This window comes from Kitasatospora sp. NPDC056181, from assembly GCF_042266225.1.
Classification (GTDB): domain Bacteria; phylum Actinomycetota; class Actinomycetes; order Streptomycetales; family Streptomycetaceae; genus Kitasatospora.
Genome location: NZ_JBHJUK010000064.1, coordinates 12302 through 33202 on the forward strand (window position 1 = coordinate 12302; position 20901 = coordinate 33202).

Below are 20901 nucleotides of genomic sequence, written 5' to 3' on the forward strand. Positions count from 1 at the left end.
ACGATCCTTGTCGGTGCGCGGAGTTGCGGCGACGGCGTGACCGACCGGCCGGAATGAGGCGAATCTGTCGCAGACTTGTGACATTGCATGGCCAACACCCGCCCCACGGGGGGTTTTCGTGGACGTAGTGTTCCGGCTATGTCACGGAAGAGCCGCCGCATCGCCCCCCCGGATCAGGGCGACACCTGGATCCCGCGTCCCCGGCGCCGCGAGACGCCGCTCGGCCTGCTGGGCCATGCGGTGAAGTTCCTCGGCTACAGCACGCTGGCCGGCGTCCTGCTGGCGGGAGTGGCCCTGCCGGCGGCGGGCGCGCTCGGACTGTCCGCCAAGAGTACGGCGGACAGCTTCGACAGCATTCCCGACGACTTCAAGACCCCGCCGCTGAGCCAGGCCTCCCAGATCTTCGACGCCCAGGGCGTGCTGATCGCCAAGGTCTACGAGCGCGACCGCACGGTCATACCCGCCGACCAGATGTCTCCCCTGATACGCCAGGCCCAGGTGGACATCGAGGACGCGCGCTTCTACGAGCACGGCGCGGTCGACCTCAAGGGTGTGCTCCGGGCCGTCACCAAGAACGCCGAGAGCGGCACGGCCGTCCAGGGCGCCTCGACGCTGACCCAGCAGTACGTGAAGAACGTCAACGTCGAGAAGGCCGGCGACGACCAGGCCGCCGTCCGCGAGGCGCAGCGCAAGACGATCGGCCGCAAGATCCAGGAACTCAAGTACGCCATCAAGCTCGAAGAGGAGCTGACGAAGGACCAGATCCTCTCCAACTACCTGAACATCACCTTCTACGGCCACCAGGCCTACGGCATCCAGGCCGCCTCCCAGCGGTACTTCAGCAAGGACGCCAAGGACCTGACCCTCCCCGAGGCGGCCACGCTCGCGGGTCTGGTGCAGAACCCGTCCCAGTACGACCCCAAGACGCATCCGGTCGCCGCCCAGAAGCGGCGCGACACCGTCATCGACAAGATGGTGGAGAACAAGCACCTCACGGCGGCCCAGGCCAAGGAGGCGAAGGCGGCCCCGCTCGGCCTGCGCTACAAGGAGCCGCAGAACGGCTGCATCACCGCCAACGCGGGCATGGGCTTCTTCTGCGACTACGTGCGCCACGTGGTCAAGCAGGACCCGGTGTTCGGCAAGACCGCCGCCGAGCGGAAGAAGCTGTGGGACCAGGGCGGTCTCAACATCTACACCACGCTGGACCCGCAGAAGCAGGCCGCCGCGCAGGCCGCGGTGACCAAGAAGGTGTTCGTCTCCGACCCGGTCTCGGCGGCGATGACGATGGTCGAGCCGGGCACCGGCAAGATCCTGGCGATGGCGCAGACCCGCCCGTACGGCCTGGACCCGGCCAAGAACGAGACCGTCGTCAACTACAACGTGGACGCGGGGATGGGCGGCGGCAACGGCTTCCAGCCGGGCTCCAACTTCAAGCCGATCGTGGCCGCCGCCGCGTTGGAGGCCGGGCTCCCGCCCACCCAGCAGTACCCGTCGCCGAACCGGATGGACTGGCCGACGATGTCCACCTGCTCGGGCAACTGGAAGAACCTGCAGAAGGGCCGGAAGGAGGGCTCCGTCCCCAACGAGTCGGCCAGTGAGGTCGGCCCGTACCAGCTGAAGCAGGCGATGGCGCTCTCGGTCAACACCTACTTCGTGCAGATGGAGCAGGAGATCGGCCTCTGCCCGGTCAAGCAGATGGCCAACAAGCTGGGCATCGCGGCCAAGGCCAGCGGCGACCCGCTCCAGGAGCTGCCCGCACTCGGCCTCGGCACCCAGGAGGTCAGCCCGCTGGTCATGGCGAACGTGTACGCCACCTTCGCCGCCCGGGGCACCTACTGCACGCCGGTCGCGATCAACAAGATCACCACCGTGGACGGCCGGGACGTGCCCGTCACCCCGGTCAAGTGCGGCCAGGCGATCTCCGAGAACACCGCCGACGTCATCAACACCGTGCTGCTCGGGGTGACCGAGAAGGGCACCGCCCGCGACCTGGGGCTGGACGACGGCCGCCAGATCGCCGGCAAGACCGGTACCGCCGACGAGAAGAAGGCCGCCTGGTTCAGCGGCTACACCCCGTCGCTGGCGGCGTCGGTCTGGCTCGGCGGACCGGCCAAGGGCGTGCCGATGAAGGACATCCGGATCGGCGGCAAGTACTTCGAGGAGATCTTCGGCGCCACCGGTCCCGGGCCGATCTGGGAGATGGCGATGAACCAGGCGGTCAAGGGGATGCCGGAGGAGACCTTCCAGACCGTCTACATCCCGGACCCGCCGCCCAAGAAGGACCCGAGCGCGAGCCCGGGCGGCTCCGGTCCGAGCGGCACCGTCGATCCGGGCGGCAGCCGGCCCGAGACCGCACCGGGCCGGACCGGCGGCGGCCGGACGCCCGCACCCGGACGCCCGCGCAGCGCCCCGCCGACCGACCACACCGACGACAACTGACGCGCACCCGCCGACGACCGTGCCCCGGACCACCTGCTCTCGCGGTCCGGGGCACGGTCGTCAGGCGCGCTCAGCGGCTGTTCAGTTGACGCCCTTGGCGGCCCAGAAGTCCTGCCGGGCCAGGATCGTGGTGTCGGTCTGGTCGGTGAAGAAGCCGTCCACGCCCAGCTCGTAGAGGTACCTGGCCCAGCCGATGGCGTCGCCGTACGCGTTGGGGTCGGTGCCGCGGCGGTAGTCCAGCGGCAGGAAGCCGTTCTCGTTGCGCACGGTGTACGGGTGCAGCAGCAGGTTGGCCGCGTGCGCGTCGCGCACCAGCGTGGTCGGCGGCAGGAGCTTGCCGCTCGCGTCGACCGGCGCGATCAGCTGCGTGGTCGGGCCGATGCCGTGCGCGAACGAGGCTATCCAGCGCAGCCCCTCCGGCGTCACCAGGTCGGCCACGGTCCGCTTGTCGCCGGAGAGGACGAAGTCGTACGGCTGGCTGGTCGGGCCGCTGAGCAGCTGGATCCGCGGATTGTCGACCAGCTTCGCCAGCCGCTGGAGGCTGCTCGGCTCGAAGGACTGCAGGATCGCCCGCCCGCGCTTGCCCGCCAGGCCGGTGCGGCGCAACTCGTCCGCGAGGCGCTCCTCCAGCGGCAGGCCGATCGAGCGGAAGTAGCTCGGGTGCTTGGTCTCCGGGTAGAGCCAGACGTCGCGGCCCAGCTCGCGCCCGCGCTTGCGCGCGAAGTCGGCCAGCTCGCGGAAGGTGAGGATCTGCCAGCGGCCGTCGTACAGCGTGTTGCGCTGGCGCTGCTGCGGCAGGCGCTCCTTGGCCCGCAGCGTCTTCAGCTCGGCGAGCGTGAAGTCCTCGGTGAACCAGCCGGTGAGCGGCGCACCGTCGATGGTCTTGGTGGTCTTGCGCCCCGCGAACTCGGGGTGGTCGGCGACGTCGGTGGTCTCGGCGATGTTGTTCTCGTGCCGGATCACCAGGTGGCCGTCCTTGGTGGGCACCAGGTCCGGCTCGATGACGTCCGCGCCCAGCTCCAGCGCCAGCTCGTAGGAGCCCAGGGTCTCCTCCGGACGGTAGCCGGGGGCGCCGCGGTGGCCGATGACCAGCGGGTGCGGCAGCCGGTCCAGACCGGTTCCGGTGCGCACCGGCGCGCGGGTCCCGGCCGGCGCGGCGGCGGCCGCCCGCTCGTCGGAGGCCTCGGGCTGGTCCTCGCCGGGCGCGGCGAACGCCTCGCCGGCGCCGGCGGCCAGCGCGGCCGCGCCCAGGCCGGCGACGCCGGTCGCGCGCAGGAACCGGCGGCGGGAGGAGTCGGCGCCCTGCACGGGTGCTGCCGGGGTGCTGCCGTCGAGCGGACGGTACGTCATGAGTGCTCCTTGCCCGCGCTGATGGCGCGGCGGTGGTGGCCGGGATGGTGGCGGCCGCGGTGCTGCCGGTCGCGGCGGTGCTCGTCGCCCGCAGACTAGGAGCAGTGGCCCGCGGCCGGGTGGCCGACGGGCGAACTGCGGATAAATTCGCGTCGTTCCTCCGCGCGCCGCGGGGTTCCACGGCCGGGCGCCGCCGGGTTCGTGCGCGTGCGTGCATGTGTGTATGCGGGTGCGTTGCGGCGGCCGTCGGAGCTCCGGTGCCCGTACGGCTGCCCGGCGCCCCGCGCCCCGCGCGCACGGTCGGCCCGCGCGGAGCGGCTGCCGGCCCAGGTCGCGGGCCCAGGTCGCCCGCGTGGGTCGCCCGTGTGGGTCGCCGGCGTGGGAACGCCGCCGGGTTCCGCGGACCGGTGACCGGGTGGTCGGCGCTCCCTATGCTGTGGGCCATGCGCAACGGGGAAGCAGGGCAGGGGGGTTCGCGGGTGGCGATCGCGGGGCTGGTGGTGGTCGTCGGTGCGACGATCGCGGCCGTCGTGGTCGGCAGCACGGGGCAGAAGCCGGCCAGCCCGGTCGGGCGGTGGACGAGCGGTTCGGCGGTGCTGGTCCTGGAGGAGGGCGGGCGGCTGGGCGCCTCCTTCCTGCCGGCCACGCTCTGCGGCGGGGAGACGCCCGTGCCGGGCTCTGGGGCGGGTTCCGGGGCGGGCGTGCGGCCGGCCGAGGGGACGTGGCAGGAGTACCGCAGGAACTCCCACTACGGCGTCGAGGTGTCGGTCGAGGGCCGCGCGCAGCCGTGCGTGCTGGACCTGAGCGCCTTCACGGCCCAGGGGACTCCGAGGCTGAAGTCGTCCGGGGCGGACGGGCTCCTGTTCAGCCGGGGCTGACCTCGCCCGGGGCCCGTCCGTCCCGCCGTTGCCGGGGTGCCCCCCCGGGCCGGGCCGTCGGCCGCCCCGGGGTGGGTCCGCTCTGCGGCGCCCCGACGTGCGCCCGGTAGGCGGCGTCCCGGGGTGGGCTCGGTCCGAAGCCTCCCGAGGCGCACCCGGCCCGCGGCCGGTCAGAGCCCGGCCAGCAGCTTCCGGCCCTCCGGCCAGTCCCCGAGGCCGGACGCGGAGTTGAGGTGCCCGTGCGGGCCGGTCGCGACGTACTGCGCGCCCCACGCCTCGGCGAAGCCCCGGCCGCGTTCCGGGGTGACCCAGGGGTCGTCCGGGCTGTTGACCACCACGGCCGGGAACGGGAACGGCTCCCGGGCCACCGGCCGGAACCCGAACAGCTCCGGGACGTCGGCGTTGTCGATGTCGGCGGGCGCGACCAGCAGCGCGCCCCGCACGACGGCGGTCCGCTCGGCCGGCGCCGAGGCCACCCAGCGGGCCACCGTGGCGCAGCCGAGGCTGTGCGCGACCAGGACCACCGGACCGTCGGCCGCCGCCGCGGCGACCGCGGCGTCGACGGCGGCCACCCAGGCCTCCGGCTCCGGGTGGTCCCAGTCCTCTTGCTGGACGCGCCGGAACGCAGCCGGGTCGGCCTCCTCCCAGCGGGTCTGCCAGTGCTCGGGGCCCGAGCTCTCGTAGCCGGGCAGGACGAGGTAGGTGACGCGGTCCGCCATGGGTGCGGACTCCCTTCGGATGGGCGGTGACCTGGGCACCTGGAGTTTAGGGCCCGGCCCGGCAAGGGGGCGCGCGTGGTGGTGCGACAGCGCACGCGCCCGGGCCCAGCGCGCGCGGGCGCTCGTGCGCTGCGGCGCGCCCGGTGCGCCCTGTTGCGTCGGCGCCGCCGGGTGCGGGAGGTTGTTCCCCGGCCCGCACCGGTCGCCACCGAGGCGGGCCCGCACCATGTCTGACGGTCGATCATGTGGAGGGATGTCGGCGATGACATCGAAGATCCTGCTCGTCACCGGTGACGCCGCGGAGTCGCTGGAGGTGTTCTACCCCTACCAGCGACTGCGCGAGGAGGGCTACCAGGTCGACATCGCGGCACCGGCCAAGAAGCGCCTCCAGTTCGTGGTCCACGACTTCGTGGACGGCTTCGACACCTACACCGAGAAGCCCGGCTACACCTGGCCCGCCGACCTCGCCCTCGCGGACGTCGACCCGGCCGAGTACGTCGCGCTGGTGATCCCCGGCGGCCGCGCGCCGGAGTACCTGCGGAACAACCCGGACATGCAGCGGATCGTCCGGCACTTCTTCGAGGCAGACAAGCCGGTCGCGCAGATCTGCCACGGCCCGCTCGTCAGCGCCGCCGCCGGGGTGCTCTCCGGCCGGCGCAGCGCCGCCTACCCGGCACTGGCGCCGGACGTGGCCGCCGCCGGCGCGGAGTTCGTGGACGGCGAGGCGGTCGTCGACGGCGTCGTCGTCTCGGCCCGCGCCTGGCCCGACCACCCGGCGTGGCTCCGGGCGTTCGTCGAGGTGCTGCGGGTGAAGGCCCCGCTCTCCTGAGTCGACCCGGCGTGACCGGGTACGACCGGGCCCGGCGTGCCCCGGCCTGCCCGACCGGGCCCGCCTGATCCGGCCGGCCCCCGTTGTGCAGGTGAGCCTTCCGTGCCCCGCTCCCCGGCCTGCGGGAGCGGGGCACGGCGTTCGCGGCACCCCGGGGGTTCTCGGGGGTTCTCAGGGTCGTGTTCGACCTGAGGGGGAGGGAACCGACGGAAAAAGATGAGACCTGGGTCTGAGGCGTTCCGGACCTGGGGCCGACGACTGCTTCGCGTCCGACTGTCAGAGTGTCAGCTGTCAGGAGCAGGGCGGCAGTTGTGGGGACACCGCCCGTTTCGAATGCGGAAGGGGTGGCGGCATGCCCGGATCGGCACACGAGCAGGCGGGACGCACGGTAGGGGAGCGTGCGGGTGGGACAGCGCGCGAGTCCGCGGGTGGGAGCGTGCGGGGGCGGCGACGACGCGGGCCGGCGCTGCGCACCGCGGCGGCCGTCCTCGCGGGCGTGGGCCTGGTGGGCGCCCTCGCCCCGGTGGCCGCCGCCCACGGCGCACCGCCGTCCTCCTACGGGTTGACGGTGGCGGTCGGCGCGGGCGGCGACGTCACCGGCGAGGCGGTCAGCGGCGGAGCGGATGCCGTGGCCGACGCCGGCCGGGACGTCGACCGAGGAGCCGGCCAGGGCGGCGTCGACCCGGCGGCCCTGGACGCCGCCGTGCGCGGCCTGGTGAGCCCCGGTGGCGCCTCCGCCACACTCGGGCGGGTCAGCGAGCGGGGTCGCACCGTCTGGAAGGGCGCGGCCGGCACCGCGGACCTCGCCACCGGCGCCCGGGCCTCGGCCGACGGCCGGTTCCGGATCGGCAGCGTCACCAAGACCTTCGTCGCGACGGTGCTGCTCCAGCTCGTCGCCGAGCACCGGCTCGGCCTCGACGACCCGGTCGAGCGCCACCTGCCCGGCCTGGTGCCCAACGGCGGGCAGATCACCGTGCGTCAACTGCTCAATCACACCAGCGGTCTCGCCAACTACACCGACGACCCGGCCTTCTCGTTCGAGGAGGACACCGGCACCCTGCAGCAGTGGCTCAGCACCGGCCGCTGGCGCTCCTACCGGCCGCAGGAACTGATCGCCATCGCCGCCAAGTACCCGCCGTACTTCGCCCCCGGACAGGGGTGGCACTACTCGAACACCAACTACATCGTCGCCGGGCTGCTGGTGGAGCGGCTCACCGGCCGCACCTGGGGGGAGGAGGTGGAGCGCCGGATCATCCGCCCCCTCGGCCTGACCGGCACCTCGATGCCGGTCGACTCGCCCTTCATCCCCGGCCCGCACGCGCACGGCTACTACAAGCTCGCCACCGGCCCGGCGGATGCCACCCTGCTCAACCCGAGCATGGGCGGCGCCGCGGGCGCCGGGATCTCGACGACCGCCGACCTCACCAGGTTCGTCTCCGCCCTGCTCGGCGGGCGGCTGCTCGGCCCGGCCGAGCTCGCCGAGATGAAGCGGACCAGCCCCCAGAGCGGGCCCGCCGAGTACGGCCTGGGCCTCCAGCGGACGACGACCCCATGCGGCGAGTTCTGGGGCCACGGCGGCGGCATCCCCGGCTACAACACCCTGCTGTACGGCACCGCCGACGGGAGCCGGCAGTTCGCGGCCTCGGTCAACCCCTACGACATGTCCGACCTGCCCGCGACCAACGCCGCGTTCGAGACCCTGGTCGCGACAGGCACCTGCGGCGGCCGCCCGCCGGCCGCCGCAGGGCCGCTCGCACCGCCCGCCACGGCCGCCATACCGTCGGCCGTCGGCCCGGCCCCGCTCCTGCTCGGCTGAGGGGTGGTCGCGCCGACGGCCCGGGTGCGATCATGACCGGCACGTGATGGCCGGACGTCAACAGGAGGACGAGACATGGCAGAGCCGCTGATCGCCGCAGTCGGGGGCCGGGTGCCGTCCGTCGACCCGACGGCCTTCGTCGCGCCCAACGCGGTCGTGGTGGGCGACGTCACGGTCGCCGCCGGGGCGAGTGTCTGGTACGGCGCGGTGATCCGGGGCGACGCCGAGTCGATCACGGTCGGCGCGGGGAGCAACATCCAGGACAACTGCACCCTCCACGCCGACCTGGGCTTCCCGTTGGTGATCGGCGAGCGGATCTCGGTCGGGCACAACGCCGTCCTGCACGGCTGCACGGTCGAGGACGACGTTCTGGTGGGGATGAACTCCACGGTGCTCAACGGCGCCCGGATCGGTGCCGGTTCGCTGGTGGCAGCGGGTGCGGTGGTACCGCAGGGCATGCAGGTGCCGCCCGGATCGCTGGTGGCCGGCGTCCCGGCGAAGGTCCGGCGCGAGTTGACGGAGGAGGAGCGGGCCGGGATCAAGATCAACGGCGAGGGCTACCGTCTGCTGGCCGACGGGCACCGGGAGATCGAGCCGGTCGCCCCGGTCGCCCCGGCCGGACCGGTTGGGAAGACCGGGCAGGCCGACCTCCCGGCCGAGTAGCGGTGACGCAGGCACAGTGCGCGGGCACGCCGCCGCCCTCCCCGATCGTCAACGGCGGGGCGGCGGCGCGGTGGGAGGGGGATCAGGCGGGCGCACCCGCCCCGGTGCGGTCCGCCCGCCCGGCCGGCTCCGGCAGAGGGGCGGTACCCGGCCCGGCCACCCCTGTCACCCCTGCCGCCGCGGCCGGCTCGTGCCCCGCGCCTTCCGGGTCTCCCGCGGCACCAGGGCGCCGACGATCGGCGGCCCACGCGACCAGCGCGATGGCCGCCCCGGACGCGGCCAGCCCGGAGCCGACCAGCGTGGGCGAGGTCCAGCCGAGCCCTGCGTCCAGGGCGAGCCCGCCGAAGTAGGCGCCCTGGGCGTTGGCCAGGTTGAACGCCCCCTGCACGGTCGCGGAGGCCAGCGTCGGCGCGCTGCGCGCCTTCTGCAGCACCAGGGTCTGCACGGCCGGGACGATCGCGAAGCCGAACAGCCCGATCAGCACCACCGTGACGGCGGCCGACCACGCGGCGTGGGCGGTCACCGCGAAGAGCGCCAGGGTGGCGGCGGAGAGGAGGAAGGCGGCGCAGACGGTCGGCCGCAGCGCACGGTCGGCGGCGAACCCGCCCAGCACGTTGCCGATCGTCATCCCCACACCGAACAGCGCCAGCACCAGCGTCACCGAGCCTGTCGCGTACCCGGAGACCTCGGTGAGCAGCGGGGTGATGTAGCTGTAGCAGGCGAAGAACCCGCCGCAGCCGAACACCACCGTGGCCAGCGCCAGCCAGAGCTGACCGCTGCGGAAGGCGCTCAGCTCGTGCCGGAGCCCGGACTGCGCGGGGGAGGGGAGCTCCGGCACCAGCCGGGCGATGGCGACCGTGCCGACCGCCGCGATCGCGACCACCACCAGCATGGTGGCCCGCCAGCCGAGGCGCTGGCCGAGCAGGGTGGCGGCGGGAACCCCGACGATGTTGGCGACGGTCAGGCCCGAGAACATCACGGCGACGGCCCGGGCCCGCCGGTGCGGCGCGACGAGCTCGGCGGCCGCCACGGCCCCGGCGCCGAAGAACGCCCCGTGCGGAAGGCCGGTGATCAGCCGCGCCACGGCCAGCGACCAGAAGTCGGGCGCGACCGCGCACAACAGGTTGCCGGCCGCGAACAGTCCGGCCAGCGCTACCAGCACCGCCTTGCGGGGCCGGCCGGCGGCGAGCGCGGTGAGCAGCGGGGCGCCGATCACCACGCCGATGGCGTAGGCGGAGATCAGCCACCCCGCCTGCGGGATGGAGACGTGGAGGTTGTCGGCCACCTGGGGGAGCAGCCCCATGGCGGCGAATTCGGTGGTGCCGATGGCGAACGCGGTGACGGCCAGGGCGACCAGCGCGAGTGGCAAGGCGGAACTCCGGGGTGACGCCCGCACGAGGGCAGGGCTGAGCGGTCGTCGGCACGGTCGTCGGGCCGACGGGACGAGGGGATGACGGGAGGACGAAATGACGCGGGAGCGTGGCGGGAGACGCGAGGGACGTCGGAGGGTGAGGCCGAAGCAGGAGGGCGAGAGCGCGGGAGGATGCGAGGGCGGGAGAGGACGCGGGAGCAAGGGCGAAAGGGATTAGTTCGTCCGAAATCCTAATCCGATCGGATGACGCTCCCGCGTTGTCCCCATGTCGCAACGGTGACGGGCGGGGGTCGCCAGCCACGCCCCCGCGCGCGAGACTGGGGGCATGTGCCGCAGTATCAAGACGTTGAGACCACCCGTGACGCCCGACGCCTCCGAGGAGGACTTCCGGGCGGCCGCGCTGCAGTACGTGCGGAAGGTGTCCGGGTTCCGGGCACCGGCGGCGCACAACCGGGAGGCCTTCGACCGGGCCGTTGACGCCGTCACCGAGGCGACCGCCAGGCTGCTGGCGGAGCTGGAGGTCCGTGGCGCGTCCGCCCGGACCGCGCAGGCCTCCGCCTGACCGGACGGCGACAGGAAGCGGTCGGCCGCGACACGGCCGGTCCTCACCAGTAGGAACAGGAGGTCGGCGATGAGTCCGGCGGACCGTTACGCACTCACCTTCCCGGGCACGCCCGGTACCCAGGCCCCGCAGGACGTCGTCGTCGTGACGCGGACCAGCACGACCGGTCCCGGCGGGCATCCGGTCTACGAGGACGCCAGCGGTATCGTGCGGGCAGAGATCAGTGACGCGGGCGAGGTCCGGATGCTCGCCAGCGGCGGCCACCAGTCGCCGCACCTCCCGGTGCACGCCCAACCGCTCCCGTGACCGGTGCCCGCTCCGGGCCGCACCTTCGGTGGTTCGCTCCCGTGGCGCACCGCCGTCCGGCAGAATCGCCGCATGACCACAGCGCGCTGGCAGGGCACGGTCATCGCCGAGAGCGATGACACCACCGTCGTCGAGGGCAACCACTACTTCCCGGCCGAGTCGGTCCGCACCGAGTACCTGCGGCCCTCCGACACCACCACGGTCTGCGGCTGGAAGGGCACCGCCGAGTACTACACCCTCCACGTCGACGGCGAGGTCAATGCCGACGCGGCCTGGTACTACGCCGACCCCGAGCCCGAGGCGGCGCACGTCCGCGGCCGGATCGCCTTCTGGCGCGGGGTGGAGGTCACCGGGTAGCGCGTACCGTGGCGCCCGACCGGGTAACGGCAGGGCATGGCAATATTCAGAAGGCCGGGGCGCTCCGGAGAGCCGGACCCCGCCCCGGGACACATTGCCGACGAGCTGGCCGAGCTGGTCGAGGAGATGGAGAAGCCCGCCCCGGGGCCGGCCGAGGGCGGCACGGACTGGCGGGTCGCCGAGTACGGGGCCGAGCGCGGACGCCGCCGGGCCGCGGAGCTGATCGCCTCGGTCGCCCGACGGCTCGGCACCGGCAGCCGGTCCGCCGCGAAGGGCGCCGCGCGCGGCGGCCGGACCCTGGCCGACCAGCTGATCCAGGCGGCTCCGCGCATCCCGATCCGGAACCTCGCCACCCTCCGGTCCCAGCACCCGACGGCGGCCGATCCCGACGCGCTGGCCAAGCTGCTGATCCTCGGTGCAGCCCGCGCGTCCGCCGCGCTCGGCGCCGGAGTCGGGGCGGCGGCGATGCTGCCGGTTCCGCCCGCGATGCCGGTGGAGATCGCCGCCGAGACGCTCGCCGTGGCGGCCGTCGAGATCAAACTGATCGCCGAACTGCACGAGGTCTACGGCGTCCCCGCCCAGGGCACCGCCACCCACCGGGCGTCGGCCTACCTCGGCGCCTGGGCGGGCCGGCGGGGAATCAACGCGACGACGCTGGTGAAGCCGGCCGGGTTCGCCGCGATGGCACTCGGGGGCGAGGTCCGCCAGCAGGTCCGCAAGCGGCTCACCCGCAGCACGTTGCGCCGCCTGCCGACGATGATCCCGCTGTTGGTCGGCGCGGGCCTCGGCGCCACCATCAACCGCCGCGACACCCGCAAGGTGGGCCGGGCGGTCCACAAGGACCTGCGTTCTCGCCGCCCCGCCGACGGCGCCTACTGGTCCGCCGCGGCCCCGGCCGTGCAGGGGGAAACGGCCCCCTGAAGGAGGACCCGCACCAGCCGGGTGCCGCCGGGTGGGTCAGGCCGGCCGGCTCACCGGGGAGGGCCCGGGGAGAGTCAGGCCGGCCCGGGGCAGCCGGAAGGGCCCCGGGCCTCGGGCCCGGGGGAGTGGTCTTCGGGAGGTCCCTGGGCAGCCCACGCCCCCTGGCGCGGGTCCGGCGTCGCACGGACTGAGCGTCGCGCGGGCCGACCGCTGCACCGGCCGACCGCCGCACGGGCACACCGCCGCATGGGCCGACCGCCGAACGGGGCCGACCGCTGACGGGGACGGCCGGGACGGCTTCCGCATCGGCCGGCCGCCGCCCTGGCCGGCCGCTGTGCAGGCCCGGGTCAGACGCCGGGTGCCTGCGGGGCGGCGGCTCCGCGGCCGGCCTTGACGGCGTTCACCATGGCCTGGTGGATCGCCCGCGCGGTGATCTCGTCCGCCGCCGGCACGGGGCTGCCGGACACGGTGTACCAGTCCAGTGCGCCGGTGTACTGCACGGTCAGCCGGGCCTCGCCGTCCACCCACGTGGTGTGTACGGTGAGGTCCCCCGAGATCGGGCCGACCTCCGCGGTGGTGACACCGCCGGGGCCACTGATGATCGACTGGGTGGTCCAGGTGGCCCATGACATCCGGGGATCCCCCGGAGGCCCGGTCGGCCGACCGCCCTGCGCCGCTGCTGCGCCCTGCTGCTGCTCGCTCATGCGCCAATCCTCCCCCGCCGGTCCGCCGCCGATGCGGCAGCGACACCAGCGGTCGCGGAGGCCGCCCGTGCGCCGGGCGGCCTCGTGGAAATTCGTTCGTCGCGGACGGTCAGCCGCGCGCCTCGGGTTCGTCCTGGGGCTCGCCCTCCGCCTGCGAGGTGTCCTGCGCGTGCAGGTTCTGCATCGAGGTGATGCCCTCCTCGGGGTCGGCGGCGCGGACGTCCTCCTCGCGGTTGACGCTCACCTCGGACCGTGCGCTCATGTCGGTCATCGTGGGCTCCGTCTCCTCGGCCGGACCCGGGCACGTCCGGGTACACCGTGGACGGGTGGCGCCGGGCGGACGCCGGACCGGGGTCTCTGTCTCGCCCTTCCAGCCTGCCCCCGAGCCCGCCCCGAGGCCAACCGGGGCCCGGGAACATTGCCACCGCGGATAGCGCGGCCCGGCCGCCGGCCGCCGTCGGCCGTCCGCCGTCCGCCGTCCGGTGACCCCACGGGCCGAGAGCCGACGTCCGCCGACCGCTGAGTGCTGTCCGCTGTCCGCCGTCCGCCGGCCGTGGGGCCCGCCCCGGCTCACCAGGTGACCGGAAGCTCCAGCAGCCCGTGGATGAGCGAATCGGTGCGGAAGGCCGGCTGGTCGTCCGGTGCCGCGAGCCGCAGCTCGGGCAGGCGGCGGAAGAGCGTGGCGAGCGCGATCTGGAGCTCGGCCCGGGCCAGCGGCTGGCCGAGGCACTGGTGGACGCCGAAGCCGAAGGCCAGATGGCGCCGGGCGTCCCGGTCCACGTCCAGCTCGTCGACGGGTCGGTTGCCCGGGGTGCCGAACAGCTCCTGGTCCTGGTTGGCGGTGGAGAGCATCGCGATCACCCCCTCGCCGGCCCGGATCAGGGTGCCGCCCAGCTCCACGTCCTCCAGGGCGAGCCTGGGCAGGCCGGTGTGGACGATCGTGAGGTGGCGCAGGAGTTCCTCGACGGCCCCGGGGAGCGCGGCCGGGTCGGCCAGCCGGGCGGCCTGCCCGGGATCGCGGAGCAGCAGGAGGGTGGAGAGCCCGATCATGTTGGCGGTGGTCTCGTGCCCGGCGAACAGCAGCAGCATGCCGGTGGAGGCGATCTCCCGGAGCGAGAGGTCGTCGCGGGCGGCCAGCCGGCTGAGGATGTCGTCGTCGGGCTGCCGCCGCTTCCGCGCGGCGAGGCCGCCGAGGTAGTCCAGCATCTCGTCCTGGGCCCGCGCGGCCTCCTCCTGGGCGGTCGTGGTGCTGATCAGTGCCCGGCTGAGGTCCTGGAACAGCTGCCGGTCCTCGTAGGGGACACCGAGCAGCAGGCAGATCACCAGCGAGGGCACCGGCAGGGCGAACCGGGCGACCAGGTCGGCGGGCCCGCCGGTCCCGGTCAGGTCGTCGATGGCCTCGTCGACGATCTGCTGGATACCGGGCCGCATCGCCTCCACCCGCTTGACCAGGAAGTCCCCGGTGACCATGCGGCGCAGCCGGGAGTGTTCGGGGTCGTCGAGGCGCAGGAAGCTGGGGTTGGCGGCGGCGATCTCGCGCCGCCCGGGGACGAGGCTGGGGAACTCGGGCCGGCGGGCGTCCGCGCTGAAGCGGTGGTCGGAGAGCACCGTGCGGACCTCGCGGTAGCCGGTCACCAGCCAGCACGAGGAGCCGTCCAGCAGCTCGGCACGGCTGACGGAGCCTGCCCGGGCCGCCGCGGTGTAGACGGGCGGCGGGCTGAAGGGGCAGCGGCTGTCGTGGGGTGCGGGGAGCAGCATGGCGGGGGCGGTGGGTGTGCTCGTCAAGGTGGGGTCTCCTTGCGTGGGGGGTGACAGCCGGCAGCTGGTGACGGCCGGAACCGGGCGGATGACGGAGCGCGTGAGCGCGCGGCTGCTACGCGCCGCCGTCGTCCTCGGTGACGGTGATCGCGCCGCCGGGGCAGAGCGCGGAGGCGAGTCGCACGTCGGCGTACTGCGCCGGCGGCAGGACGGTCAGGCGGAGTCTCACCAGGCCGTCGTGGTCGCCCTGTTCGAAGACCTCCGGCACGGTCAGGACGCACTGGCCGGAGCTACAGCAGCGGGACGGGTCGACGCTCACCTGCATGTACGGACACCTCTCCGTGGTGTGGCACCGGTTCACCCGGGCCGGCCGCCCCCCGCTGATGTCAACCTAACCGTCGTTCTGTCGCACACGAAGAGTGGTTCGCCGCTTTCGGGCAAAATGGCCGATTCCACTCTGATGGTCAAAGTCCAAGGAGTGAAAGATGTTTGAGGTTTCGTCAGAACGCCTGTGCGGGTCGGCGGCTGGGGTGGGGGAGTGCCTCCGCAGTGGGGGCGGGACACCGCCACCGGCCCGGTCGTCCTTTTGTCGAGATGCTCACCCGCCTGGAAGGCGAACGTCTCGCCGGGTGGATCGCCGAGACTGTGAGCTCGGGTGCGCCCGGGTACGGAAGTCCTCCGGGACGACGCTCCGTTACCGTCGTAGCCGTCCGTCCCGGGGAGCCCGTCCTGACAAGTCCGTCCCGACAGGCCCGGTTTGGGGAGCCCGTCCTGACGCGCCCGTCCCGGGGAGCCCGTCCTGACAGGCCTGGTCCCAAGAGATCCGTCGGTGTCGGTGGGACTTCGTATGGTGGCCCGATGACTGGAGAGACGATCGGACAGCGGGCCCACGAAGCGGCGACGGCAGATGCGGCTCTGGCGGTGGTGGAGCTCGATGGGGCACGTCAGTGGCTGGCCGCCGCCGGGCCCGAGTTGGTGCGTCCGCTCGCGGCGGAGGTCTGGGTGTTCGATGAATCGTTGTCCCGGGTCTTGCTGGTGCAGCACCGGTGGCGGGGGCTGGTCCCGCCAGGTGGGCAGGTGGAACCCGGCGAGACTCCCCGCGAGGCTGCAGGGCGCGAGCTGTTCGAGGAGACCGGAATCCGGGCGGAGCTGTTCCGGGAGCCGGCTCTGGCAACCGTCCGTTCCTATCAGTCGGGTGCTCCCGTCACGTTCGGGCTGTCGTATGCCGTGGTCGTCGATGCGGATGTGCCGCTCGTCGCGGAGACGGGGCAGCCGGCGAGGTGGGTGGGCCTGGAAGAGGAGTGGGACGGCTGGTTTGCCGCGGACCGGGCTCGAATGCGCCAACATGCGGCACGGTTCGCAGCGCAGTCCGACCGGCTCCGGGGAGCGTGACCGGGCCGCCTGGCCTTGATCCCTTCGGCCGGCGACCGAAGTCTCATCCGCGCGCGCCGAGGTACGCCTCCAGCTCGGCGGCCCCGCTCAGCATCGCCCGACCGCGGGTGGAGAGCCGGGTGTGCCAGTCGAGCAGTGCGGCCTCCAGCGGCTCCAGCCCGCCGGCCGCCCGCACCTGGGTGATCAGTGGGGCGATCTGCTCCAGCAGGTAGCCGCCCCGCCTGAGTTGGTGGGCCAGCCGGGCATCCCGGACGTCGGCCTCGTCGTAGACGCGGTACCCGGTCCGCGGGTCGCGGCCCGGGCGCACCAGCCCGGCGTGCTCCCACTTGCGCAGCGTCGCGGGCCGGATGCCGAGCTTCCCTGCCAGCGGTCCGATGAACGTGCTGCTGGACTCGGACCCGGACCCCGCCTCCGGCCGGGACCTCGCGGCCGACCCCCGTCCCGCCGCCGGCCCGGACCGTGCGCCGGGTCCGGGTCCGGGCCCGGACCCGGGCGCCGTGTCGGGCTCCAGGTCGCGGAGGGCGCTCTCCACGGCCTGGAGGGTCCGCCGGTCGTCGAGGAGCTGGGCGTGGCTCTCGTCGATGAGGCGGAACGCCTCCTCGGCCGAGCCCTGGTTCACCGCCTGCATGATCGCCGTCGCCGTCTGGTGGCCGTGACCGGGCACCAGGGCGAGAAACGCGCGCAGGGCCCGTGCGTGCAGCGAGGTGTAGGTGCGGTAGCCGTGGGGTGTGCGGTCGGCGGCCGGAAGGATGCCGGCCTCCTCGTAGTTCCTGACCGCCTGCGTGGACAGACCGTGCCCGCGTGCCAGATCAACCGGCCTGAGCCGATCACCGCTTTGAAGGTTTCTCCCCATGAAGCCGACGATATCGCGGAAAAGTTTCCACCGAAGGTTCAGCGATAGCGTTGAAGGCATGGCTACTGACATCAAGGACACCGTCCGCGCCGTCGAGGCAGCCGCAGTCATGGGGCTGTTCCCGGCCAGGCCCCGGCTGCTCGCGCTGGGCGAGCCCACCCACGGCGAGGACGCCCTGCTCGACCTGCGCAACGAGCTCTTCCGGCAACTCGTGGAGCAGGAGGGCTACCGGACGATCGCGATCGAGAGCGACTGCATGACGGGCCTGCTCGTCGACGACTACGTCACCTCGGGCACGGGCTCGCTCGACGCGGTGATGGAGCACGGATTCAGTCACGGCTGGGGTGCCTCCGCGGCCAACCGCGAGCTCGTGCGCTGGATGCGCGCCCACAACGCCCGCGCCGACCGCGACGGCCGGCCGGCGTCGGAGCGGCTCCGCTTCGCCGGCTTCGACGGCCCGCTGGAGATCACCGGCGCGGCGAGCCCCCGGCAGGCCCTCACCGCGCTCCACGGCTACCTCTCGCGCCAGGTCGACGCCGACCTGCTCCCCTGCACCGCGGAGACGGTCGACCTCCTCCTCGGCGCCGACGATCGCTGGACCGACCCCGCCGCGATGACCGACCCGACCCAGTCCGTGGGGCGGTCGGCCGAGGCCGGGCAACTGCGGCTGCTCGCCGACGACTTGGTCGCCCTGCTCGACGCGCAGACGCCGCACCTGCTCGCGGCGACCTCGCCCGACGACTTGGACAGGGCACGTCTGTACGGACGCACCGCGACCGGACTGCTCCGCTACCACCACTGGATCGCCGACACCTCGCCGGCCCGCATGACCCGGCTGTGCGCGCTGCGGGACTTGATGATGTCCCAGAACCTCCTGGCCCTCGCCGCCCGGGGCCCGGCGCTCGTCCACGCCCAGAACGCCCATCTCCAGCGGGAGAAGAGCTCGATGCAGATGTGGCAGGGGCGGGTGGAGTGGTGGAGCGCCGGTGCGCTGGTGAACGCCCGGCTCGGCGGGGAGTACGGCTTCGTGGCCACGGCCCTCGGGACGATCCGGCACCAGGGAGTGGACACGCCGCCGCCGGACACCGTCGAGGGACACCTGTACGCGCTCCCGGAGGACCGATTCGTCGTCGACGCCCCGCGGCTGGCCGCAGCCCTCGGCGACGGGCAGCTCGCGCCCCGCGTGTCCGGCTGGTTCGGCTACGCCCCGTTCGACCCGGCCCACCTGGCCGGCAGCGACGGGATGGTGTTCGTGAAGGACGTCCTGCCGGGTTGACGCCGACACCGGCCGTCCGGCGGTCCAGCCGTCCGGCCGTCCGGCCTGCCGGGGCGCCTCGGACACGTGGGAGGCGCCCCGGCGGTCAACGGCGGATGCGTCCGCCTGCGACGGCCCTGGTGAGGGGCGTCTACTTGCTCTGCAGCTTCCCCAGCGGGTCGGGGCTCTCCGCCAGTGCGGTGGCCGCCGCCTTCCAGCCGGTGTCCTCGGGATGGAGGGCGCTGCGCAGGAAGGCCGTGGTGAGTCGCTGGACCAGGCCGACGCGGGCGGGGTTCTCATCCGTCGTCTCGGCGGCCTCGTACCCGGGGATTCCTCCGAGCGAGTGCTCGGCCCCGAACAGCGTGAGCAGGCTCTTGTTTCCCGGGCTGTAGGTGTAGGGGTCGGTGAACCAGTCCGGTCCACGCGTGGACAGGTGCGACTGGTCGTTGTCCCCGGCGACGATGAGAGCCGGTGCGGCCATGGTGTCGAAGGACGGCTTCATGAAGGGGAAGTGCTCGGCGGCGAACGGGGTCAGATCGTCGCCCAGGCCGGTCAGGGCGAGCAACACGCCCGCCTTGACGCGGGGATCGGACAGGTCCTCGCCGGGTACGCCGTCGGAGTCGAGGACACGGGCACCCAGCAGCGTGCTCGCCGTCTGGGCTCCCCAGGAGTGGCCTGCCACGGCGATGCGTTCGCGGTCGAGGCGCCCGGCGAGGCCCGGCACGGAGGCTTCCAGGACGTCGAGTCCGTCCAGCACGCGCTTGAGGTCCTCGATGCGGAAGCGCCAGATCCGCGGTGTCCGGGGATCCTCGGCGGGGAGGCCGAGCGTCCTGGAGTCGAGGTGGGTGGGCTGCAGGACCACGAAGCCGTGGGCGGCCCAGAAGTCCGCCAGCGGGGCGTAGCCGTTCATCGACGAGCCGAAGCCGTGGGAGAAGACGATGACGGGCAGGTCGCCGCCGGTCGCGGGGGCGCAGACGCGGACCTGGAGGTCCTCGCCCCGGTCCGGGGCGGACAGGACGACCGGTTTCGCGGATACCACCAGGGTGGGCGCGCCCGCGGTCTTCTGAGCGTTCGTGGTGTTCGAGTCGGACATGGAGTGCCTTCCGTTCGGTTCTTCGCAGTCGTGGTGCGGTGCGGCCGGCGGTCGGTGGAGCGCAAGCCGGGCAGGGCAGCAAGGGACGGGGCAGGACGGGACAGGGCAGCAAGGGGCGGGCCGGGAGCGGGGATCGAGCGCTTCTCGTGCCCGGAGACATCAATGCCGGGTCGAGGGTCGCGCGCTCCGCCGACCGGGGCCGGAGCGGAGGCGCGGCGGCGATCTGGCCGACCGCCCGCCGGTCTGCCATCATGAATGAAACGGAACCTTGTTCCGATTACGATACGGAACTCGGTTCCGCTTTGCAATGCCATGGAGGGAGATCGCGGTGAGCAACGACGGCCAGGGTGCGGCAAGTTCGGCCAGGTCCAACCGCAAGGACGCCCGGAGGAACCAGCAGGCCCTGCTGGACGCGGCCGCGGAGGCCTTCGTCGCCTCGGGCGTGGAGGCGCCGGTGCGCGACATCGCGGCCAGGGCCGGAGTCGGGACGGGTACGATCTACCGCCACTTCCCCACCCGGGCGGACCTCGTGATCGCCGTCTACCGCCACCAGGTCGACGCCTGCGCCGAAGCCGGCCCGGCCCTGCTGGCGTCCGGCCCGACCCCCCATGCCGCCCTGGGGCAGTGGGCCGACCTCTTCGTCGGTTTCCTGGTCACCAAACACGGCCTGGCCGCCGCGATGCAGAACGACAGCGCCGGCTTCGAGACGCTGCACGCCTACTTCCTCGACCGTCTCCTGCCGGTGTGCACCGAACTCCTCGACGCCGCCGCCGCCTCCGGCGAGATCCGGGCCGACCTCGACGCCTACCAACTCATGCGCGGCATCGGAAACCTCTGCATCGGCGCCGACAGCGACCCCCGCTACGACGCACGCCGACTGGTCGCGCTCCTCGTCGCGGGACTCCGGCAGCCGCACTGACCGTGGCGCACGCCCGGAAGCCGAGATCATCCCCTGGCGGATCCCGGGTGCATCGGGCCTATCGGGCGTATCCGGGTCGTGCCCGAAGCCGGTCTTGCCCGAAGCCGGTCCGGCACGAAGCCGGTCCGGCCCGAGCCGACGGGTCAATCGGTGTGCGTCAGGTCGGTGTGTCCGTGGGATCGAGTGGGACGCAAGGGTGTTGTGCCAGCCGGTGCGCCTCGGCCACGACCTCGTCGTCGACCTCCGACGGTGCCCTGCCGCCCCCGAAGTCCAGCATGCCGTACTCGTCGTCGAGCTCGGCGAGCCGTTCGGCCAGGGGTAGCTCGTGTCCAAAGCGCTGGTGGATCTGGAAGGCGAGCTCCGGAGGAGTCAGCCGGCCGGCCAGCAGCAGGCTCGCGAGTGCCCGTGCGGCGGCTTCCCGGCCGGCGGTGCTGCCGACCGGATGGAAGGTCAGGCCGAGCTCGCCGAGCGCCGAGGGGAGGATCCCGGGCACGTCGTAGTCCGCTTCGGCGCGTGTGCAGCCGGCCAGGGCCCGCAAGGCAGGGCTGTCGAGTCCGGCAACGAGTGCATCGCAGGCTGCGGTGACGACATCGTGAGACCGGATCTCGCCGATGCTCCAGAGGACGGCGTGGTCCTGGAGCTCGTGGGCTGCGGATTCGGTGGACGACATCTCTTCATGATCGCCTCACGGGGCGGTCGGGTCCAGCGGATTCCC

General features: G+C 73.4%; 22 protein-coding genes. 12 read left to right on the forward strand and 10 right to left on the reverse strand.

Going from position 1 to position 20901, the window contains the following annotated elements:
• Window positions 1-138: 138 nt before the first annotated feature.
• Entirely contained in the window at window positions 139-2439 is a 2301-nt protein-coding gene (locus ACFC1F_RS23550; protein WP_376161002.1) for a transglycosylase domain-containing protein, read from the forward strand.
• A gap of 81 nt (window positions 2440-2520) precedes the next feature.
• Here ACFC1F_RS23550 and ACFC1F_RS23555 read toward each other — a convergent pair whose 3' ends face one another.
• A complete protein-coding gene (locus ACFC1F_RS23555) occupies window positions 2521-3789 on the reverse strand; it encodes a glycerophosphodiester phosphodiesterase (RefSeq protein ID WP_376161004.1) in 1269 nt (422 codons plus the stop codon).
• A 443-nt stretch (window positions 3790-4232) separates the two neighbouring features.
• On the opposite strand from ACFC1F_RS23555, the gene ACFC1F_RS23560 reads away from it, so the two are divergent.
• Window positions 4233-4667, forward strand: coding sequence for a hypothetical protein (locus ACFC1F_RS23560; RefSeq protein WP_376161006.1), 435 nt, complete (start codon window positions 4233-4235; stop codon window positions 4665-4667).
• Window positions 4668-4837: 170 nt separating this feature from the next.
• On the opposite strand, the gene ACFC1F_RS23565 is transcribed toward ACFC1F_RS23560, so the two are convergent.
• On the reverse strand, window positions 4838-5386 hold the full coding sequence (locus ACFC1F_RS23565) for an RBBP9/YdeN family alpha/beta hydrolase (RefSeq protein WP_376161008.1): 549 nt from the start codon (window positions 5384-5386) through the stop codon (window positions 4838-4840).
• 262 nt (window positions 5387-5648) lie between these two features.
• Between ACFC1F_RS23565 and ACFC1F_RS23570 the strand changes: the two genes are divergently transcribed.
• The 3 genes from ACFC1F_RS23570 (at window position 5649) to ACFC1F_RS23580 (ending at window position 8694) form a co-directional block, all read left to right on the forward strand.
• Window positions 5649-6215 carry a DJ-1/PfpI family protein gene (locus tag ACFC1F_RS23570; RefSeq protein ID WP_376161009.1) on the forward strand — a complete coding sequence of 189 codons (567 nt, stop codon included), beginning with the start codon at window positions 5649-5651 and terminating at the stop codon, window positions 6213-6215.
• 436 nt (window positions 6216-6651) lie between these two features.
• Entirely contained in the window at window positions 6652-8031 is a 1380-nt protein-coding gene (locus tag ACFC1F_RS23575) for a serine hydrolase (protein ID WP_376161011.1), read from the forward strand.
• Window positions 8032-8106: 75 nt separating this feature from the next.
• Complete coding sequence (locus ACFC1F_RS23580) at window positions 8107-8694, forward strand: gamma carbonic anhydrase family protein (RefSeq protein ID WP_376161013.1); 588 nt, start codon at window positions 8107-8109, stop codon at window positions 8692-8694.
• Window positions 8695-8776: 82 nt separating this feature from the next.
• Here the strand turns inward: ACFC1F_RS23580 and ACFC1F_RS23585 are convergent, their stop codons facing one another.
• Window positions 8777-10063, reverse strand: coding sequence for an MFS transporter (locus ACFC1F_RS23585; protein WP_376161015.1), 1287 nt, complete (start codon window positions 10061-10063; stop codon window positions 8777-8779).
• A 328-nt stretch (window positions 10064-10391) separates the two neighbouring features.
• Here ACFC1F_RS23585 and ACFC1F_RS23590 point away from each other — a divergent pair, with 328 nt between their 5' ends.
• The 4 genes from ACFC1F_RS23590 to ACFC1F_RS23605 all read left to right on the forward strand — a co-directional run bounded on the left by ACFC1F_RS23590 (window position 10392) and on the right by ACFC1F_RS23605 (window position 12212).
• Window positions 10392-10628 carry a DUF2277 domain-containing protein gene (locus ACFC1F_RS23590; protein WP_376161017.1) on the forward strand — a complete coding sequence of 79 codons (237 nt, stop codon included), beginning with the start codon at window positions 10392-10394 and terminating at the stop codon, window positions 10626-10628.
• 69 nt (window positions 10629-10697) lie between these two features.
• Window positions 10698-10934, forward strand: coding sequence for a DUF6296 family protein (locus tag ACFC1F_RS23595; RefSeq protein WP_376161019.1), 237 nt, complete (start codon window positions 10698-10700; stop codon window positions 10932-10934).
• Between the two features lie 72 nt (window positions 10935-11006).
• Window positions 11007-11291, forward strand: a complete 285-nt coding sequence (locus tag ACFC1F_RS23600; RefSeq protein WP_209415018.1) for a DUF427 domain-containing protein — start codon at window positions 11007-11009, stop codon at window positions 11289-11291.
• Window positions 11292-11327: 36 nt separating this feature from the next.
• Window positions 11328-12212: a hypothetical protein gene (locus tag ACFC1F_RS23605; RefSeq protein ID WP_376161021.1), complete on the forward strand. Its 885-nt coding sequence runs from the start codon at window positions 11328-11330 to the stop codon at window positions 12210-12212.
• Between the two features lie 347 nt (window positions 12213-12559).
• Here ACFC1F_RS23605 and ACFC1F_RS23610 read toward each other — a convergent pair whose 3' ends face one another.
• The 4 genes from ACFC1F_RS23610 to ACFC1F_RS23625 all read right to left on the reverse strand — a co-directional run bounded on the left by ACFC1F_RS23610 (window position 12560) and on the right by ACFC1F_RS23625 (window position 14999).
• On the reverse strand, window positions 12560-12844 hold the full coding sequence (locus tag ACFC1F_RS23610) for a hypothetical protein (RefSeq protein ID WP_148647228.1): 285 nt from the start codon (window positions 12842-12844) through the stop codon (window positions 12560-12562).
• Between the two features lie 181 nt (window positions 12845-13025).
• A complete protein-coding gene (locus ACFC1F_RS23615; protein WP_376161023.1) occupies window positions 13026-13178 on the reverse strand; it encodes a hypothetical protein in 153 nt (50 codons plus the stop codon).
• A 308-nt stretch (window positions 13179-13486) separates the two neighbouring features.
• Window positions 13487-14701, reverse strand: coding sequence for a cytochrome P450 (locus tag ACFC1F_RS23620; RefSeq protein WP_376161025.1), 1215 nt, complete (start codon window positions 14699-14701; stop codon window positions 13487-13489).
• An 88-nt stretch (window positions 14702-14789) separates the two neighbouring features.
• Entirely contained in the window at window positions 14790-14999 is a 210-nt protein-coding gene (locus ACFC1F_RS23625; protein ID WP_209415015.1) for a ferredoxin, read from the reverse strand.
• A 533-nt stretch (window positions 15000-15532) separates the two neighbouring features.
• Here ACFC1F_RS23625 and ACFC1F_RS23630 point away from each other — a divergent pair.
• Window positions 15533-16066, forward strand: coding sequence for an NUDIX domain-containing protein (locus tag ACFC1F_RS23630; protein WP_209415014.1), 534 nt, complete (start codon window positions 15533-15535; stop codon window positions 16064-16066).
• Window positions 16067-16109: 43 nt separating this feature from the next.
• Here ACFC1F_RS23630 and ACFC1F_RS23635 read toward each other — a convergent pair whose 3' ends face one another.
• A complete protein-coding gene (locus ACFC1F_RS23635; protein ID WP_376161027.1) occupies window positions 16110-16919 on the reverse strand; it encodes a TioE family transcriptional regulator in 810 nt (269 codons plus the stop codon).
• 58 nt (window positions 16920-16977) lie between these two features.
• Here ACFC1F_RS23635 and ACFC1F_RS23640 point away from each other — a divergent pair, with 58 nt between their 5' ends.
• Window positions 16978-18195 carry an erythromycin esterase family protein gene (locus ACFC1F_RS23640; RefSeq protein ID WP_376161029.1) on the forward strand — a complete coding sequence of 406 codons (1218 nt, stop codon included), beginning with the start codon at window positions 16978-16980 and terminating at the stop codon, window positions 18193-18195.
• A 130-nt stretch (window positions 18196-18325) separates the two neighbouring features.
• Here the strand turns inward: ACFC1F_RS23640 and ACFC1F_RS23645 are convergent, their stop codons facing one another.
• A complete protein-coding gene (locus tag ACFC1F_RS23645) occupies window positions 18326-19267 on the reverse strand; it encodes an alpha/beta hydrolase family protein (protein ID WP_376161031.1) in 942 nt (313 codons plus the stop codon).
• Between the two features lie 328 nt (window positions 19268-19595).
• Between ACFC1F_RS23645 and ACFC1F_RS23650 the strand changes: the two genes are divergently transcribed.
• Window positions 19596-20186 (forward strand): TetR/AcrR family transcriptional regulator, encoded by a 591-nt coding sequence (locus ACFC1F_RS23650; protein WP_376161033.1) that lies wholly within the window; start codon window positions 19596-19598, stop codon window positions 20184-20186.
• 157 nt (window positions 20187-20343) lie between these two features.
• On the opposite strand, the gene ACFC1F_RS23655 is transcribed toward ACFC1F_RS23650, so the two are convergent.
• Window positions 20344-20856, reverse strand: a complete 513-nt coding sequence (locus tag ACFC1F_RS23655; RefSeq protein ID WP_376161035.1) for a hypothetical protein — start codon at window positions 20854-20856, stop codon at window positions 20344-20346.
• Window positions 20857-20901: the final 45 nt, after the last annotated feature.

Excerpts from the sequence above, each read along its gene's own strand:
- ACFC1F_RS23550 (WP_376161002.1), top strand. The coding sequence starts at position 139 with ATGTCACGGAAGAGCCGCCGCATCGCCCCCCCGGATCAGGGCGACACC.
- ACFC1F_RS23555 (WP_376161004.1), bottom strand. The coding sequence starts at position 3,789 with ATGACGTACCGTCCGCTCGACGGCAGCACCCCGGCAGCACCCGTGCAG.
- ACFC1F_RS23560 (WP_376161006.1), top strand. The coding sequence starts at position 4,233 with ATGCGCAACGGGGAAGCAGGGCAGGGGGGTTCGCGGGTGGCGATCGCG.
- ACFC1F_RS23565 (WP_376161008.1), bottom strand. The coding sequence starts at position 5,386 with ATGGCGGACCGCGTCACCTACCTCGTCCTGCCCGGCTACGAGAGCTCG.
- ACFC1F_RS23570 (WP_376161009.1), top strand. The coding sequence starts at position 5,649 with ATGACATCGAAGATCCTGCTCGTCACCGGTGACGCCGCGGAGTCGCTG.
- ACFC1F_RS23580 (WP_376161013.1), top strand. The coding sequence starts at position 8,107 with ATGGCAGAGCCGCTGATCGCCGCAGTCGGGGGCCGGGTGCCGTCCGTC.
- ACFC1F_RS23590 (WP_376161017.1), top strand. The coding sequence starts at position 10,392 with ATGTGCCGCAGTATCAAGACGTTGAGACCACCCGTGACGCCCGACGCC.
- ACFC1F_RS23595 (WP_376161019.1), top strand. The coding sequence starts at position 10,698 with ATGAGTCCGGCGGACCGTTACGCACTCACCTTCCCGGGCACGCCCGGT.
- ACFC1F_RS23600 (WP_209415018.1), top strand. The coding sequence starts at position 11,007 with ATGACCACAGCGCGCTGGCAGGGCACGGTCATCGCCGAGAGCGATGAC.
- ACFC1F_RS23605 (WP_376161021.1), top strand. The coding sequence starts at position 11,328 with ATGGCAATATTCAGAAGGCCGGGGCGCTCCGGAGAGCCGGACCCCGCC.
- ACFC1F_RS23610 (WP_148647228.1), bottom strand. The coding sequence starts at position 12,844 with ATGTCATGGGCCACCTGGACCACCCAGTCGATCATCAGTGGCCCCGGC.
- ACFC1F_RS23615 (WP_376161023.1), bottom strand. The coding sequence starts at position 13,178 with ATGAGCGCACGGTCCGAGGTGAGCGTCAACCGCGAGGAGGACGTCCGC.
- ACFC1F_RS23625 (WP_209415015.1), bottom strand. The coding sequence starts at position 14,999 with ATGCAGGTGAGCGTCGACCCGTCCCGCTGCTGTAGCTCCGGCCAGTGC.
- ACFC1F_RS23630 (WP_209415014.1), top strand. The coding sequence starts at position 15,533 with ATGACTGGAGAGACGATCGGACAGCGGGCCCACGAAGCGGCGACGGCA.
- ACFC1F_RS23635 (WP_376161027.1), bottom strand. The coding sequence starts at position 16,919 with ATGGGGAGAAACCTTCAAAGCGGTGATCGGCTCAGGCCGGTTGATCTG.
- ACFC1F_RS23640 (WP_376161029.1), top strand. The coding sequence starts at position 16,978 with ATGGCTACTGACATCAAGGACACCGTCCGCGCCGTCGAGGCAGCCGCA.
- ACFC1F_RS23645 (WP_376161031.1), bottom strand. The coding sequence starts at position 19,267 with ATGTCCGACTCGAACACCACGAACGCTCAGAAGACCGCGGGCGCGCCC.
- ACFC1F_RS23655 (WP_376161035.1), bottom strand. The coding sequence starts at position 20,856 with ATGTCGTCCACCGAATCCGCAGCCCACGAGCTCCAGGACCACGCCGTC.